The sequence below is a fragment of the Pseudomonas sp. Z5-35 genome (assembly GCF_051131945.1).
Lineage (GTDB): Bacteria > Pseudomonadota > Gammaproteobacteria > Pseudomonadales > Pseudomonadaceae > Aquipseudomonas > Aquipseudomonas marvdashtae.
In genome coordinates, this window is record NZ_CP071640.1 from 5,468,135 (window position 1) to 5,483,881 (window position 15,747).

14 protein-coding genes are annotated in these 15,747 nt (G+C 60.3%); 4 read left to right on the plus strand and 10 right to left on the minus strand.

The genetic code is table 11. The features are described 5' to 3' along the window. Window positions 1-84 precede the first annotated feature (84 nt). The 5 genes from pstB to J3P95_RS24915 form a co-directional block, all read right to left on the minus strand. Window positions 85-918 carry a phosphate ABC transporter ATP-binding protein PstB gene (gene pstB, locus J3P95_RS24895; protein ID WP_039593593.1) on the minus strand — a complete coding sequence of 278 codons (834 nt, stop codon included), beginning with the start codon at window positions 916-918 and terminating at the stop codon, window positions 85-87. 93 nt (window positions 919-1,011) lie between these two features. Then, window positions 1,012-2,682, minus strand: a complete 1,671-nt coding sequence (gene pstA / locus J3P95_RS24900) for a phosphate ABC transporter permease PstA (RefSeq protein WP_434626225.1) — start codon at window positions 2,680-2,682, stop codon at window positions 1,012-1,014. A 15-nt stretch (window positions 2,683-2,697) separates the two neighbouring features. Next, window positions 2,698-4,731, minus strand: a complete 2,034-nt coding sequence (locus tag J3P95_RS24905) for an ABC transporter permease subunit (RefSeq protein ID WP_434563963.1) — start codon at window positions 4,729-4,731, stop codon at window positions 2,698-2,700. A gap of 407 nt (window positions 4,732-5,138) precedes the next feature. After that, window positions 5,139-6,137 carry a phosphate ABC transporter substrate-binding protein PstS family protein gene (locus J3P95_RS24910; protein WP_434559556.1) on the minus strand — a complete coding sequence of 333 codons (999 nt, stop codon included), beginning with the start codon at window positions 6,135-6,137 and terminating at the stop codon, window positions 5,139-5,141. A gap of 167 nt (window positions 6,138-6,304) precedes the next feature. Beyond that, on the minus strand, window positions 6,305-7,603 hold the full coding sequence (locus J3P95_RS24915; protein WP_434579336.1) for an MFS transporter: 1,299 nt from the start codon (window positions 7,601-7,603) through the stop codon (window positions 6,305-6,307). 373 nt (window positions 7,604-7,976) lie between these two features. On the opposite strand from J3P95_RS24915, the gene J3P95_RS24920 reads away from it, so the two are divergent. Continuing rightward, window positions 7,977-8,381, plus strand: coding sequence for an acyl-CoA thioesterase (locus tag J3P95_RS24920; protein ID WP_030139126.1), 405 nt, complete (start codon window positions 7,977-7,979; stop codon window positions 8,379-8,381). Between the two features lie 57 nt (window positions 8,382-8,438). Further along, window positions 8,439-9,338, plus strand: a complete 900-nt coding sequence (locus tag J3P95_RS24925; protein WP_434579334.1) for a D-hexose-6-phosphate mutarotase — start codon at window positions 8,439-8,441, stop codon at window positions 9,336-9,338. 59 nt (window positions 9,339-9,397) lie between these two features. Here the strand turns inward: J3P95_RS24925 and J3P95_RS24930 are convergent, their stop codons facing one another. The 4 genes from J3P95_RS24930 to purE form a co-directional block, all read right to left on the minus strand. After that, a complete protein-coding gene (locus tag J3P95_RS24930) occupies window positions 9,398-9,934 on the minus strand; it encodes a DUF3299 domain-containing protein (RefSeq protein ID WP_434559562.1) in 537 nt (178 codons plus the stop codon). 88 nt (window positions 9,935-10,022) lie between these two features. Next, a complete protein-coding gene (locus J3P95_RS24935) occupies window positions 10,023-10,268 on the minus strand; it encodes a GlsB/YeaQ/YmgE family stress response membrane protein (RefSeq protein WP_186633148.1) in 246 nt (81 codons plus the stop codon). A gap of 102 nt (window positions 10,269-10,370) precedes the next feature. Beyond that, the gene (locus tag J3P95_RS24940; RefSeq protein WP_434579331.1) at window positions 10,371-11,456 is read right to left on the minus strand and encodes a 5-(carboxyamino)imidazole ribonucleotide synthase; all 1,086 of its coding nucleotides are present in this window, start codon (window positions 11,454-11,456) and stop codon (window positions 10,371-10,373) included. Between the two features lie 12 nt (window positions 11,457-11,468). Beyond that, window positions 11,469-11,960 (minus strand): 5-(carboxyamino)imidazole ribonucleotide mutase, encoded by a 492-nt coding sequence (gene purE, locus J3P95_RS24945; RefSeq protein WP_003187060.1) that lies wholly within the window; start codon window positions 11,958-11,960, stop codon window positions 11,469-11,471. 351 nt (window positions 11,961-12,311) lie between these two features. Here purE and J3P95_RS24950 point away from each other — a divergent pair, with 351 nt between their 5' ends. Beyond that, window positions 12,312-12,881 carry a hypothetical protein gene (locus J3P95_RS24950; protein ID WP_434559566.1) on the plus strand — a complete coding sequence of 190 codons (570 nt, stop codon included), beginning with the start codon at window positions 12,312-12,314 and terminating at the stop codon, window positions 12,879-12,881. A gap of 42 nt (window positions 12,882-12,923) precedes the next feature. Here J3P95_RS24950 and J3P95_RS24955 read toward each other — a convergent pair whose 3' ends face one another. Further along, a complete protein-coding gene (locus J3P95_RS24955; protein WP_434559568.1) occupies window positions 12,924-13,835 on the minus strand; it encodes a LysR substrate-binding domain-containing protein in 912 nt (303 codons plus the stop codon). A 181-nt stretch (window positions 13,836-14,016) separates the two neighbouring features. On the opposite strand from J3P95_RS24955, the gene aspA reads away from it, so the two are divergent. Further along, a complete protein-coding gene (gene aspA / locus J3P95_RS24960) occupies window positions 14,017-15,441 on the plus strand; it encodes an aspartate ammonia-lyase (RefSeq protein WP_434559570.1) in 1,425 nt (474 codons plus the stop codon). Window positions 15,442-15,747 lie beyond the last annotated feature (306 nt).

The following is a 15,747-nucleotide window of genomic DNA, read 5'->3' on the forward strand; positions in this document are numbered from 1 at the left end:
AGCTTCAAGCTGCAAGCTGATATGTGTCGTGACTCGGATCGCTTTTTACTTGCCGCTTGCAGCTTGACGCTTGCGGCTCTACGGCTAGCCGTAGCGGCCTGTAATGTAATCCTCGGTCTGCTTCATGGCCGGATTGGTGAACAGGGTATCGGTGTCGCCGAACTCCACCAGCTTGCCCATGTACATGAACGCGGTGTAGTCCGATACCCGAGCCGCCTGTTGCATGTTGTGGGTCACGATGACGATGGTGAACTTGGACTTGAGCTCATAGATCAGCTCTTCGACCTTCAATGTCGAGATCGGGTCGAGGGCCGAGCACGGTTCGTCGAGCAACAGCACTTCCGGTTCCACGGCGATGGTGCGGGCGATTACCAGACGTTGCTGCTGGCCGCCGGACAGACCCAAGGCCGATTCGTGCAGGCGGTCCTTGACCTCGTCCCACAGCGCCGCGCCCTTGAGCGCCCATTCCACGGCTTCATCGAGGATGCGCTTCTTGTTGATGCCTTGGATGCGCAGGCCGTAGACGACGTTTTCGTAGATGGTCTTCGGGAACGGGTTGGGCTTCTGGAACACCATGCCCACCCGGCGACGCAGCTCGGCGACGTCTTCGCCCTTACGGTAGATGTTATTGCCGTAGAGGTTGATTTCACCTTCGACGCGGCAACCGTCCACCAGGTCATTCATGCGGTTGAAGGTGCGCAGCAACGTCGACTTGCCGCAACCCGACGGGCCGATGAACGCGGTAACGCGCTGTTTCGGAATGTTCAGGCTGACGTCATAGAGCGCCTGTTTCTGGCCGTAGAAGAGGTTCAGCCCGGGCACTTCGATGGCGACGGTTTCCTGAGCCAGGTTCAGGCTCTGCTTGTCGCGGCCCAGGGCCGACATGTTGATGCCGTGTGTATGCGCTTCGTGTTGCATGATCTCACTCCGTTCGTAGCTGCAAGCTTTGAGCTGCAAGCTGCAAGTTTGAGCAAAAGCGGCTTGTAGCTTGCCGCTTGTGGCTAAGGCTTTTTAGCTATCCAACGCTTTGTATTTTTCGCGCAGGTGGTTACGGATCCACACCGCTGACAGGTTCAACGTGGCGATCACCAGCACCAGCAGCAGCGCCGTGGCGTACACCAACGGTCGGGCCGCTTCGACGTTCGGGCTCTGGAAGCCGACGTCATAGATATGGAAGCCCAGGTGCATGATTTTCTGGTCCAGGTGCAAATACGGGTAGTTGCCGTCCAGCGGCAGCGACGGCGCGAGTTTCACCACGCCCACCAGCATCAACGGCGCGACTTCGCCAGCGGCACGGGCCACGGCCAGGATCATGCCGGTCATCATCGCCGGGCTCGCCATCGGCAGGACGATTTTCCACAGGGTCTCGGCCTTGGTTGCGCCAAGGGCCAGCGAACCTTCACGCACGGTGCGCGGAATCCGCGCCAGGCCTTCTTCGGTGGCGACGATCACTACCGGCACCGCCAGCAGCGCCAGCGTCAGGGAGGCCCAGAGCAGGCCCGGCGTGCCGAAGGTCGGTGCCGGCAAGGCTTCGGGGAAGAACAGCCGGTCAACCGAGCCGCCCAGCACGTAGACGAAGAAACCCAGGCCGAACACGCCGTAGACGATGGCCGGAACGCCCGCCAGGTTGTTCACGGCAATGCGGATCAAGCGGGTCATCGGCCCCTGGCGGGCATATTCACGCAGGTACACCGCCGCTAGCACGCCGAACGGCGTCACGATCATCGCCATGATCAGGGTCATCATCACGGTGCCGAAAATCGCCGGGAAGATCCCGCCTTCGGTGTTCGCTTCGCGAGGGTCGTCGCTGAGGAATTCCCAGACCTTGCTGAAGTAGAAACCGATCTTGGTGAACGTGCCCATGCCGTTTGGCTGGTAGGCGTGTACCACTTTGCCGATTTCGATCTCCACTTCCTTGCCGTTGGCATCGCGTGCCGTCAGGCTGTCGCGATTGAACTGCGCGTGCAGGTCGGCCAGGCGCGCTTCGATGTCCTTGTAGCGGGCGTTGAGTTCGGCGCGCTCGCTTTCCAAATCGGCTTGTGCGGTGGCGTCGAGCTTGCCCTCCAGTTCCAGTTTGCGACCGTGCAGGCGAATGCGCTCGAGCCCGGCGTTGATCGCGCCGATGTCGGCTTTTTCCAGGGTCTTGAGTTCGTCGGCCAGTTGGTTCACCCGTTCGATACGGGTCTGCAGCTGCGGCCAGGCGGCCTCGCCTTCGGCGATGACCTTGCCTTGTTCCTTGACGTTGACCAAGTAACCGTAGAAGTTGCCCCACTCGCGGCGCTCGAGGGCCATCAGTTCCGGCGGCATCGTTTGGTTGGTCAGCCAGTCGCCGACGATCCAGGTGAAGTCGGTGCCGTTGAGGTCGCGGTTGCCGACCTTCACCAGCTCGCGGGTCATGAACTCGGGGCCTTCGTCCGGCACCGGCAGACCGGCGCTTTTCAGGCGTTCGCGAGGCACTTCTTCTTTCTGCACAACTTCGCCGACCACCAACTGCGCAGGCATGCCCGGCACGGTGTAGCTGGCGTGGATCAGGTCCGCCGGCCAGAAGTGGCCCAGGCCACGCACGGCAATCACCGCCAGCAGGCCAATGGTCATGATGACCGCGATGGACACGGCGCCACCGCTGATCCAGACGCCAGGGGCGCCGCTCTTGAACCATCCTTTCAGGGAGTTCTGTTTCACAGACTTCTACCTTTCTTAAAGCGACGAATATTTCTTGCGCAGACGCTGACGGATCAGCTCCGCGAGGGTGTTCATGACGAAGGTGAACAACAGCAACACCAAGGCCGATAAGAAGAGCACGCGGTAATGGCTGCCGCCGACTTCCGATTCCGGCATTTCCACCGCGACGTTGGCCGCCAGGGTGCGCAGGCCTTCGAACAGGTTCATTTCCATGACCGGTGTGTTGCCGGTGGCCATCAGCACGATCATCGTCTCGCCCACCGCACGGCCCATGCCGATCATCAAGGCTGAGAAGATGCCCGGGCTGGCAGTGAGGATCACCACGCGCGTCATGGTCTGCCACGGCGTGGCTCCCAGGGCCAGCGAGCCCAAGGTCAGGCCGCGCGGCACGCTGAACACAGCGTCTTCAGCAATCGAATAGATGTTCGGAATGACTGCGAAGCCCATCGCCAGGCCAACCACCAAGGCGTTGCGCTGGTCGTAGGTGATGCCCAGGTCATGGGAGATCCACATGCGCATGTCGCCACCAAAGAACCAGGCTTCCATGTACGGGCTCATGTACAGCGAGAGCCAGCCGACGAACAGGATCACCGGGATCAGCAAGGCGCTTTCCCAGCCGTCCGGCACTCGCAGGCGAATGGATTCCGGCAGGCGGCTGAAAGCGAAACCGGCGACCAGGATGCCGATCGGCAGCAACATCAGCAGGCTGAAGATGCCTGGCAGGTGCCCTTCGACATACGGGGCGAGGAACAGGCCGGCGAAGAAACCAAGGATCACCGTCGGCATCGCTTCCATCAGCTCGATTACCGGCTTGACCTTGCGGCGCATGCCCGGGGCCATGAAGTAGGCGGTGTAGATTGCCGCGGCAACCGCCAATGGCGCGGCCAGCAGCATCGCGTAGAACGCGGCTTTCAAGGTGCCGAAGGTCAGCGGCGAAAGGCTCAGCTTGGGTTCGAAGTCAGTGTTGGCCGCGGTCGATTGCCAGACGTACTTGGGTTCATCGTAGTTTTCGTACCAGACCTTGCTCCACAACGCGCTCCAGGAAACTTCCGGGTGCGGGTTTTCCAGCAGCAAGGGCTGCAGTTTGCCGCCCTGCTCCACGATCAACCGGTTGGCCCGTGGCGACATGCCAAACAAGCCTTGACCATCGACGACCTGATCCACCAGCAAGGTGCGGTGGGCGGTGCTGTGGAACACGCCGAGCTTGCCGGCGGCATCAAGGGCCACGAAGCCTTTGCGACGTTCCTCGGCGCTGATTTCAACGATCGGCGCAGAGCCCATCTGGAAGGTACGGATCTGCTTCAGGCGCTGCTCGCCGTCCGGATCGCGCGCCATGAACCACTGGGCCAAGCCACCTTTGGAGTCCCCGAAGATCAGCGAGATACCGCCTACCAGTTGAGCCGTGGCGGTGATCTGGGCTTCGGCGTTTTCCAGCAGCTTGTAGCGACCGTTGAGGCTCTTGTCCCGCAGGCTGAATACGTCAGCCTGGGCGCGACCGTTGATTACATACAGCCACTGTTGGCGCGGGTCGACGAAAATGTTCTTCACCGGCTCGGTCATCTGCGGCAGGTCGATACGCGTCTGCTCGCTGGTGATTTCACCGGTCATCATGTTTTCTTCGCTGGTGAGCGACAGCACCTGCAACTGGGCGCCGCTGGAGCCGGCCAGCAACAGGGTCGAATCGGTGGCGTTGAGGCTGACGTGCTCCAGGGCAGCGCCCTGCTCGTTCAAGGCGATCGGCGCTTCACCGTAAGGGTATTCGATGGCCGGCGAAATGGTTTTCTTGCCGTCGGGATAGCTGACTTTATAAGTGTGGCGCACCACCAGGGCCTGGCCATTGGAAAGACCGATCGCTACCAACGGGCTGCCGGGCTGGTCCTCGCCGATGGACGTCACGCTGGCGCCGGCCGGGATCGGCAGGTCGACGCGACGCAGTTCGGCACCGTTGTCGAGCTCGAAAAACAGCGCCTGGCCTTTGTCGGAAATCCGCATGGCAACTTGGTTCTGTTCTTCGATGGCGATCATCAAAGGTTTGCCGGCGTCCTGCATCCAGGCAGGCGTGATCGAGTCCTTGGCCGTGAGGTCCGCACCTTGGAACAGCGGGAGCACCACATAAGCCAGGAAGAAGAAAATCAGGGTAATTGCCGCTAGGACGGCGAGGCCGCCAACCAGCACGTACCAGCGTGTCAGGCGATCCTTGAGCGCGCGGATGCGACGCTTGCGTTGCAGCTCAGGCGTATTGAAGTCAATGCGCTTGGGAGGGGAAGTCGTAGTCATTGTGGAGTTGGCCAGATCATTCATGCGCACACCCTAGCGATCCTGTATGACAGAAAGATGACAGTGAAGTGACGCAACAAATCCGCCGCCAACGGGACGCTGGCAGCGGACAGGAAAATTAGGCCGTGGGAGCGGTCTTCCCTCCCACAGCAGCCCGGGCGTTGGCCCGGACTCAGGCGTTACTGCTTCGCGACGTTGCCGCCTGCTTGCAGACCGAGGTCAGCCAGTGCCTTGGCGGCGACTTTGGCTGGAACCGGGATGTAGCCGTCCTTGACCACGACTTCCTGGCCTTGCTTGGACAGGATCAGCTTGACGAACTCGGCTTCCAGCGGGGCCAGAGGCTTGTTCGGTGCCTTGTTGACGTAAACGTAGAGGAAACGCGACAGCGGGTATTTGCCGTTCAGGGCGTTTTCTTCGGTGTCTTCGATGAACTCGCCGCCTTCTTTCTTGGCCAGGGCAACGGTTTTCACGCTGGCGGTCTTGTAGCCGATGCCCGAATAGCCGATGCCGTTGAGCGAGCTGCTGATCGACTGCACAACCGAAGCCGAACCCGGCTGTTCGTTGACGTTAGGCTTGTAGTCGCCTTTGCACAGGGCTTCTTCCTTGAAGTAGCCGTAGGTGCCGGACACCGAGTTACGGCCAAACAGCTGGACTGGCTTGTTGGCCAAGTCACCGGTCACACCCAGGTCGCCCCAGGTCTTGACGTCAGCCTTGGCGCCGCACAGGCGAGTCGAGGAGAAGATGGCATCGACTTGAGCCATGGTCAGGTGCTTGATCGGGTTGTCCTTGTGGACGAATACGGCCAGGGCGTCCACGGCAACCGGGATAGCGGTAGGCTTGTAGCCATACTTGGTTTCGAAGGCCTGCAGTTCGTTGTCCTTCATCTTGCGGCTCATCGGGCCCAGGTTGGCGGTGCCTTCGGTGAGTGCGGGCGGCGCGGTGGAGGAACCGGCGGCCTGAATCTGGATGTTTACGTTCGGGTATTCTTTCTTGTAGTTCTCAGCCCACAAGGTCATCAGGTTGGCCAGGGTATCGGAGCCGACGCTGGACAGGTTGCCCGACACACCAGTGGTCTTGGTGTAGCTCGGGATCGCAGGGTCAACAGCGGCAACCGCGTTGGCAGTCGCAACGCCAGCAGCGACAACAGTCATTGCCACCATCAAACGCTTCAGTTTCATGCCTTACTCCTAGCAGATAGGGTGTGTTAAGTCGGCCAAGTATCGGTAAGCCGTGTGAACACTCTATTGCTGAAATATGACAATTGGATGAAAGGCCAGCATCGGGTTTCGTCGGATGTCTTGGCGAGGGACTTTATCCCCTCGCCACAAAGCTTGTTCGGCGTCGCTTAGCGACCCTTCTTCCAAAGATAACCACCCACCACCATCCCGATCCCGCAGATGATCGCCACGTAATACGCCGGCCCCATCGGGCTTTCTTTCAACAGCAGGGTCACGATCATCGGTGTCAATCCGCCGAAGATTGCGTAGGCCAGGTTGTAGGAAAACGACAGGCCGCTGAAGCGCACCACGGCCGGGAAGGCGTTGACCATGACGTAGGGCACTGCGCCGATAGTACCCACCAGCAAGCCACTCAAGGCATAGAGCGGGAACAACCACTCGGGGTGCTCGAACAGGCTGTGGTAGAAGGTCCAGAACGTGACGAGCAGCAAACCGCTGCCGAAGACAAACACCCGCCCCGCACCGAAACGGTCTGCCAGCACACCCGCGCCGATGCAACCCAGGCTCAAGAATACGATCGCCAGGCTGTTGGCCTGCAATGCCGTGGTCGGGCTGAAGTGATACACAGTCTGCAGCACGGTCGGCGTCATCAGGATGACGACGATGACACCGGCTGACAGCAGCCAGGTCAGCAGCATCGAAATGGCGATGGCACCGCGGTGGTCGCGCAGCACGGCCCGCAGCGGTACCTCTTCGGCCAGGGCCTTGCGCAGTTGCAGCTCGGCGAAAACCGGGGTTTCGTGCAGCCAGCGGCGCAGGTACACCGAGAACAAGCCGAACACACCGCCCAGCAGGAACGGGATCCGCCAGGCGTAATCCGCCACTTCCATCGGCGTATAAAGGCTATTGATGGCGGTGGCGACCAGCGAACCCAACAGAATTCCCGTCGTCAGCCCACAGGTCAGGGTGCCGCAGGCATAGCCGATGTGGCGCGCTGGCACGTGTTCGGAGACGAATACCCAGGCCCCAGGCACTTCGCCGCCGATGGCCGCGCCCTGAATCACCCGCATCAGCAACAAGAGGATCGGCGCCCACATGCCGATCTGCGCATATGTCGGCAGCAAGCCCATGATCAGGGTCGGCACCGCCATCATGAAAATGCTCAGGGTGAACATTTTCTTGCGGCCCAGCAGGTCACCGAAGTGGGCCATGACGATCCCGCCCAGCGGCCGGGCCAGGTAACCGGCGGCAAAAATGCCAAACGTTTGCATCAGGCGCAGCCATTCCGGCATCTCGGCGGGAAAGAACAGTTTGCCGACCACGGTGGCAAAGAACACGAAAATGATGAAATCGTAGAACTCCAGCGCGCCGCCCAAGGCAGAAAGCGACAAGGTCTTGTAGTCATTACGGGTCAGCGGACGGGCGGGTTGTGCGGGCATCGCCGTGCTCGAAGGCGCAGTGGTCATGGCAAGGGCTTCTCTTATAGTCGGTTCTGCGGCCCCGACAACGCGCAATGGGAGCCTGGGCAGGTCCGGCACGATAGCAAATTGTTAGAAAAAGCACATAGAGGTGCGTAATAGACAGTCGAAATCAGAACCCAGTGGTCGTCTCGACGTCTCTCGCCCGATATACTCGCAACCTTGCGACACTCTGTAAGGGGTTGCTGTGCGAAAACGTCGTTGGTGATGTAGTCAAATCAGCCGGTTTCGCAGAGTTTCCCTTTGGCACGCCTTTACGAAAAACGTGACGAACGTGGCATGTTCGGGCTGAATCGTTTTTTCAAAGACGGCTATTCACCTGAAAGACAAGACAGAGTTACGGGTCAGAGGCCCCTTCGGCATGATAGAGCTCGAACAAGAAGATCCAATTCCGCAAGGCGACCTGGCCTTGCAGATCACCGCGCTTCCTCGAGACACCAACGGCTTTGGCGATATTTTTGGCGGCTGGCTGGTGTCCCAGATGGACCTCGCCGGCACCGCGATGGCCAGCAAGGTTGCCGGCGGACGCGTGGCGACCGTGGCCATTGATCGCATGGCCTTCCTGGTGCCGGTGGCCGTCGGCGCGCAGCTGTCGTTCTATACCCAGGCCCTGGAAATTGGCCGCAGCTCGATCCAGATGATGGTTGAAGTCTGGAGCGACGACCCGCTGTCCAGCGAATGGCGCAAGGTCACCGAAGCGGTGTTTGTATTCGTCGCGATTGATGGCAGTGGTCGCACCCGCTCGGTTCCGCCACGCGCCCGTTAAACACGGCGACCGTTTTGCGGTCCATTGCAGTTCATGTTCCTGAACGAGATTTGCCAGATGCCTACGCCTAACGTCGAAGCCGTCAAACTGGATGAACTGAACGGTTGGCGCATCCGCCACGGTCAGGCCGAGTTGCTGGTGGCCCAGCAAGGCGCGCATGTCCTCAGCTATCAAGTGGACGGCCAGCCGCCGCTGATCTGGCTCAACGACCAGGCCACGTTCAAGACCGGCAAGAGCATCCGCGCCGGCGTTCCAGTGTGCTGGCCGTGGTTCGGTAACCTGACCCTCAACCCTGACAGTGTCCAGGCGATGCGCGTCAGCAACGAACCGGCCACGGCCCACGGCTTGGTGCGGGCGATGGATTGGGAACTCAAGGGCATCGAGGCCGAGGGCGAAAGCCTGAAGATCGAATTCGTCTTGCCCTACCCGGAAAACGGCCTCTCGGGCTGGCCCCACCACGTGGACCTTACGCTGGCGATCGTGATGGACGAGCAGCTGCACATCCGCCTCACCAGCCACAACCGTGGCAGCGAAACCGTCAGCCTCAGCCAGGCGCTGCACAGTTATTTCGCTGTCAGCGATGTGCGCAATGTGCATGTCGACGGCGTGGATGGGTTGAGCTACATCGAGACCCTGGACGATTGGAAGACCCACGCCCAGGCCGGCGATCTACATTTTGCCGGCGAAACCGACCGGATCTATCTCGATACTCCGCCGACGCTGAGCATCGTTGACCCGCACTGGCAGCGACGCATCGAACTGACCAGCAGCGGCTCACGCTCGGCGGTAATCTGGAACCCCTGGACCGAACGGGCCAAGGCCTTCAGCGACATGGCCGACGATGGCTGGCAGCGCATGCTGTGCATCGAGACCGCGAACGTGATGGACGATGTAGTGACGCTATTGCCGGATGCCAGTCATACCCTTGGCGTAAGCATCCGCAGCAAGCAGCTCTAAGCCAGGCCAATTCATGTAGGAGCGAGCCTGCTCGCTCCTACAGTGAGCGTATTACAGGCCTACAGATCCGCCTCCTGCACCACCCTCACTTTTTGCGCCTCCATCGCATAGGCTGCGCTCGCCAAGTCGTTATCGACCTTTTCGATCTTCAGCGTGCCGGTCACCCACAGCGGTGCGTAGATATCGTCCAGCTTCACACCCTTGGGATAACGCACCAGCACCAACTGATTGGGCGGCGGAGGCGGGACGTGGATGCAGGCCCCCGGATAAGGCACGAGGAAAAACAGCGTGCTGCGGCCCTTGGCGTCGGTTTCCAGCGGCACCGGATAACCGCCCAGGCGGATGTGCTTGTCGTTCATCGACGCCACGGTCTTTGCCGAGTACATCACCGCCGGCAAGCCTTTGCTTTGCTTCAGGCCACCCTTTTCGGTGAACGTGCCGTTGGCTTCGGGGGAGTTGTGGTCAATCTCGGGCATGGCCTCGAGAGCTTTCTGGTCCGATTTGGGCATCAGTTCGAGCCAGTCGGTTTCGGGCAGCTCGGCGGCGTGGGCCAAGCCACTGCCCAGCAGAAGAAGGATAAATACTAGACGGCGCATGAAGTGGCTCGGCAATGAGTGATAAATGAAACGCCGGGCAGTTTAGCCCTCTAAGCGCGCCGCGCAGAGAGGGCTTTGTCACGTTTGATCAGTTTCTTTTGATCAGGCCGTAGATCACCAGCAACACCACGGCGCCCACCAGGGCACCGAGGAAACCAGCGCCTTCGCCGGCCTGATAGATACCCAAGGCCTGGCCGCCGTACGTGGCCGCCAACGAACCGCCGATACCGAGCAGGATGGTCATGATCCAGCCCATGCTGTCATCGCCCGGTTTGAGAAAGCGCGCCAGCAGGCCGACGATCAAGCCGATTAAGATGGTTCCGATGATTCCCATGGCATTTCCCTCTGGTTGAATAGCTATGCCAAAGCCTAGTCAGACTTTGGCACCTTGCCATGAGAGAAGCCGGCCGACGAATGGTTCAAAGAATGTTTCGGATTATTGCTCGGCGATCAACGTCTCGACCTTGATGATCTGCTGGGCCAGCGTGGCCCGGTCGGCGCAACGCAGGTTGGCATGACCGACCTTGCGACCCACTTTGAAGGCCTTGCCATAGTGATGCAGGTGGCAGTCGGCAATCGCCAGGACCTTCTCGGTATCCGGCACTTTGCCAATGAAGTTCAGCATCGCGCTTTCACCGACCTTGGCCGTCGAGCCCAGCGGCAGCCCGGCCACCGCCCGCAGGTGGTTTTCGAACTGGCTGCACTCGGCGCCTTCGGTGGTCCAGTGCCCGGAGTTATGCACGCGCGGGGCGATTTCGTTGGCCTTGAGGCCACCGTCCACTTCGAAGAACTCGAACGCCATGACACCCACATAGTCGAGCTGCTTGAGCACTCGGCTGGAGTAATCTTCGGCCAAGGCTTGCAGCGGATGGTCGGTGCTGGCGACGGACAGCTTGAGGATGCCGTCTTTGTGGGTGTTGTGCACCAGCGGGTAGAAGCGCAGTTCACCGTCACGAGCACGCACGGCGATCAGCGAGACTTCACCGGTGAACGGCACGAAACCTTCCAGCAGGCAGCCAACGCTGCCCAGTTCGGCAAAAGTACCGGCGACGTCTTCGGGGTTGCGCAGGACCTTCTGACCCTTGCCGTCGTAACCCAGGGTACGGGTCTTGAGCACGGCCGGCAGGCCAATGGACGCGACCGCGGCGTCCAGGTCGGCCTGGGACTGAATGTCAGCGAAGGCTGGTGTCGGGATGCCCAGGTCCTTGAACATGTTCTTTTCGAACCAACGATCGCGGGCGATGCGTAGGGCTTCGGCGCTCGGGTAGACCGGGACGAACTGGGACAGGAAGGCAACGGTCTCGGCCGGGACGCTTTCGAATTCGAAAGTCACCAGGTCGACTTCATCGGCCAGCTGGCGCAGGTGATCCTGGTCGCCGTAATCGGCCCGCAGGTGTTCACCCAGGGCAGCGGCGCAGGCGTCCGGCGCCGGATCCAGGAAAGCGAAGTTCATCCCCAGCGGCGTACCCGCCAAGGCCAAAATGCGACCCAACTGGCCGCCACCGATTACACCGATCTTCATTCGTCAACAACCTCAGGCAATGCGTGGGTCTGGATTGTCCAGGACGCTGTCTGTCTGCTCAGCGCGGAATTTTTTCAGCACGGTATGAAACTGCGGATGCTTGGCCCCCAGGATACTCGCCGACAACAGCGCCGCGTTGATCGCGCCGGCCTTGCCGATGGCCAGGGTGGCAACCGGGATGCCAGCCGGCATCTGTACGATCGACAGCAGCGAATCGACACCCGAGAGCATCGACGACTGCACCGGCACGCCCAGCACCGGCAGGTGCGTCTTGGCCGCACACATGCCCGGCAGATGGGCCGCGCCACCGGCTCCGGCGATGATCACCTCGATGCCACGGGACTCGGCCTCTTCGGCGTACTGGAACAGCAGGTCCGGGGTACGGTGGGCGGACACCACTTTCACCTCGTAAGGGATGCCGAGCTTTTCCAGCATATCGGCGGTGTGGCTAAGGGTGGACCAATCGGACTTGGAGCCCATGATCACGCCAACCAGTGCACTCATCGTCGTGCCTCTTCTCTCTGGGCGCCCGCAGGCGCGTCAAAAAACAACAAGCCACGCGGGAAAACCAGCGTGGCTTGTTGTACGAATTATGGCCGATCCGGACCGGCCAAAGGCCGCGCAGTATACCGCAATGGAGCGGATAAACAGCCCCTGTCGCGACCACCTGTCACACACTGAAAAAGCCCCCACTTCCTGACTTGAAAGTCAGCGCGCCGTGTTTCTATTCGTTACTACACATTCTGAAGTGCAACCAACGTTCAACCCATGCTTAAAAAGCTTTATAAAAACAGCGCACTGATCGCATGAACAAGTTGCCGAGAACTACGCCCACCGAACAAGGATGTTCAACTAATGAAAAACCAAATCACGATACTGGTCTGTCTACATGAAGACTTGAAAAGCTACGGCAAAGACAAACTTTACTCCGACTACTTTGTTTGGCTTAAGTCAGAACTGGAATATATTTCGCAGCGTGAAACTGTCATCCTCTTGAATCGGAGCCGGTTGCCCATTGAATTATCCACGTTCGACTACCAAGGCCAAGACGTGGGCGCAATTTTGAATTCATGGAAAAATGTCGCTGCGGATTGGCATTACACACGCGTCCGGTCGGGCAACTATGATCCGAGAATCACCAAAACGCTCCTGTTAACCAGAAACAACCTGAACAGGACGGTCGGCGGCGTTGCTCACCAAGGAGGAAGTTTCGCTATTTCATCTATTACATCCTTTCGCTTCCCTGCCCATGAGATAGGTCATATGTTCCACGCCACTCATGAGGATAGCGCCGTTGAGTATGACGGCTGGTGGCATGACTCGATCATGCTGACGGATAACTTTTCACACTTGCGTGGCAACACGTATCGTTACTCCGAAAAGAACAGGGACAACATGCGGCAGTATTTTAACCAGCTCAGATGAGCCCATCAGTCAGGTCTTGGTTGGCGGTGCAATGATTATTTATCAACCTATGGCGCTTGCCATACCGCCATCAAGCTTGCGCCACAGCAACCGCACATTGGCCTTGCGCACCAGGGCGCAGCGGTACAGGCGGATCTCCAGCGGCACGTGCCATTGCGTCCCGCCGCAGATCACCAGCTCCCCACGCTCCAGCTCGGCGCGTACGCTGAGTCGAGGCACCCAGGCGATCCCCAGCCCTTCCAAGGCCATGCTTTTCAAGCTGTCGGCCATGGCCGTCTCATAGACCGTGGTGAAGCGCAGCGCACGCTGGCGCAACAACTGGTTCACCGAACGTCCCAGGAAAGCCCCGGCACTATAGGCCAGCAAGGGCACGCTGGCCTCGCCCTCCAGATCGAACAACGGCTTGCGGTCGGCATCGGCCGCGCAGACCGGGAGCATCTCGGTCTGGCCCAGGTGCAAGGATGGAAAGATCTCCGGGTCCATTTGCATTGCCGAGTCCGGGTCATAGAAGGCCAACATCAGGTCGCAGCCACCTTCACGCAAGGCATGCACCGCATCACCCACGTTGGTCGCGACCAGTCGCGTGGCGATGTTCATGCCTTCGTTGCGCAGCTGGGCAATCCAGCGCGGGAAAAAACCCAGCGCCAGGGAATGGGCCGCCGCCACCTGGATGACCTCACCCTGCCCGCCCTCCAGATGATGCAGATGCCGCAACACTTCGCCCAATTGCTCGACCACCGTGCGCGCCGTCACCAGGAACAGCTGCCCCGCCGCGGTCAGTTCGATCGGCGTACGGGAGCGGTTGACCAGCGTCAACCCCAGCGCCGCCTCCAGGCTGCGGATCCGCCGACTGAAAGCCGGTTGCGTGACAAAGCGACGCTCGGCCGCCTGGGAAAAACTGCGGGTCGCGGCCAGGGCACTGAAGTCCTCAAGCCATTTGCTTTCAAGATTCATCTTCGTCCTCCGAAGGACGCACCAAAACAGGTCACACGTTCGCCGAGTCGTCGGCGTCACACGCGCATTATGCCGAATATGCATAGGGCAGTGTTTAACAGCATTGGCCCAAATTTTCCTGAAAGCCTAGGATTCACAGCGTTCCGGCACAGACCGGGTCCTTATTGAGATGATTTCCATCATGTCCTCCGCTGCATCATTCCGCACAGAAAAAGACCTGCTTGGCGTACTCGAAGTACCGGCGCAAGCGTATTACGGCATCCAGACCCTGCGAGCGATCAACAACTTTCGTCTCTCCGGTGTCCCGATCTCGCATTACCCCAAGCTGGTGGTCGGTCTGGCGATGGTCAAGCAAGCCGCCGCTGACGCGAACCGTGAGCTGGGCCAACTCAGCGAAGCCAAGCACGCCGCGATCAGCGAAGCCTGCGCACGGTTGATCCGCGGGGATTTCCACGAAGAGTTCGTGGTGGACATGATTCAGGGCGGCGCTGGCACATCGACAAACATGAATGCCAACGAAGTCATCGCCAACATCGCGCTGGAGGCCATGGGTCACCAGAAAGGCCAGTACCAGTACCTGCATCCCAACAACGACGTGAACATGGCGCAGTCCACCAACGACGCCTACCCGACCGCGATCCGCCTGGGTCTGCTGCTGGGGCATGACGCGCTGCTGGCCAGCCTCGACAGCCTGATTCAGGCGTTCGCCGCCAAGGGCCAGGAATTCAGCCACGTCCTGAAAATGGGCCGCACACAATTGCAAGACGCCGTGCCGATGACCCTCGGCCAGGAATTCCGCGCCTTCGCCACGACCCTTGGCGAAGACCTGGCGCGCCTGAAAACCCTGGCGCCTGAACTGCTCACCGAAGTGAACCTGGGCGGCACCGCCATCGGCACCGGCATCAATGCCGACCCGCGTTATCAGGCCCTGGCCGTACAACGCCTGGCGACCATCAGCGGCCAGCCGCTGGTGCCGGCCGCGGACCTGATCGAAGCCACCTCTGACATGGGCGCCTTCGTGTTGTTCTCCGGCATGCTCAAGCGCACCGCAGTCAAGCTGTCGAAGATTTGCAACGACTTGCGCCTGCTGTCCAGCGGCCCGCGCACTGGCATCAATGAAATCAACCTGCCGGCCCGCCAGCCAGGCAGCTCGATCATGCCCGGCAAGGTCAACCCGGTGATCCCTGAAGCGGTCAATCAGGTCGCGTTTCAGATCATTGGCAACGACCTGGCGCTGACCATGGCGGCCGAAGGCGGCCAGCTGCAACTGAACGTGATGGAGCCGCTGATCGCTTTCAAGATCTTTGACTCGATCCGCTTGCTGCAACGGGCCATGGACATGCTGCGCGAGCACTGCATCGTCGGCATCACCGCCAACGAAGCGCGCTGCCGTGAACTGGTCGAGCACTCGATCGGCCTGGTCACCGCCCTGAATCCGTACATCGGCTATGAAAACGCCACTCGCATCGCCCGTGTCGCCCTGGAAAGCGGCCGCGGCGTGCTGGAACTAGTGCGCGAAGAAGGTTTGCTCGACGACGCCATGCTCGACGACATCCTGCGCCCGGAAAACATGATTGCTCCGCGTCTGGTCCCGCTGAAGGCTTGATCGACGCGACCACTGCTCACCAGGTCGAGGGACTAGACACCTCTCACCTTTTGAGGGCTTGGGGACTCGTTCCCCAAGCCCTTTTTTTTAACAAATGACTGCAAGCAAGACAGAACCTGTAGGACCGAGCCAGCTCGCGATAAACGACGACACGCTGCCGTTGTAACCCGCGTCGCCCGCCGTCGCGAGCTGGCTCGGTCCCGCAAGAACCTGACCGATAGGCCAGGAGCAACAAAGGTCCGTTTCGTCGTACGCACCACAACTGTGCAGACGGGCGTCGCACTGATAGGTATAGTGCCGCCCCTC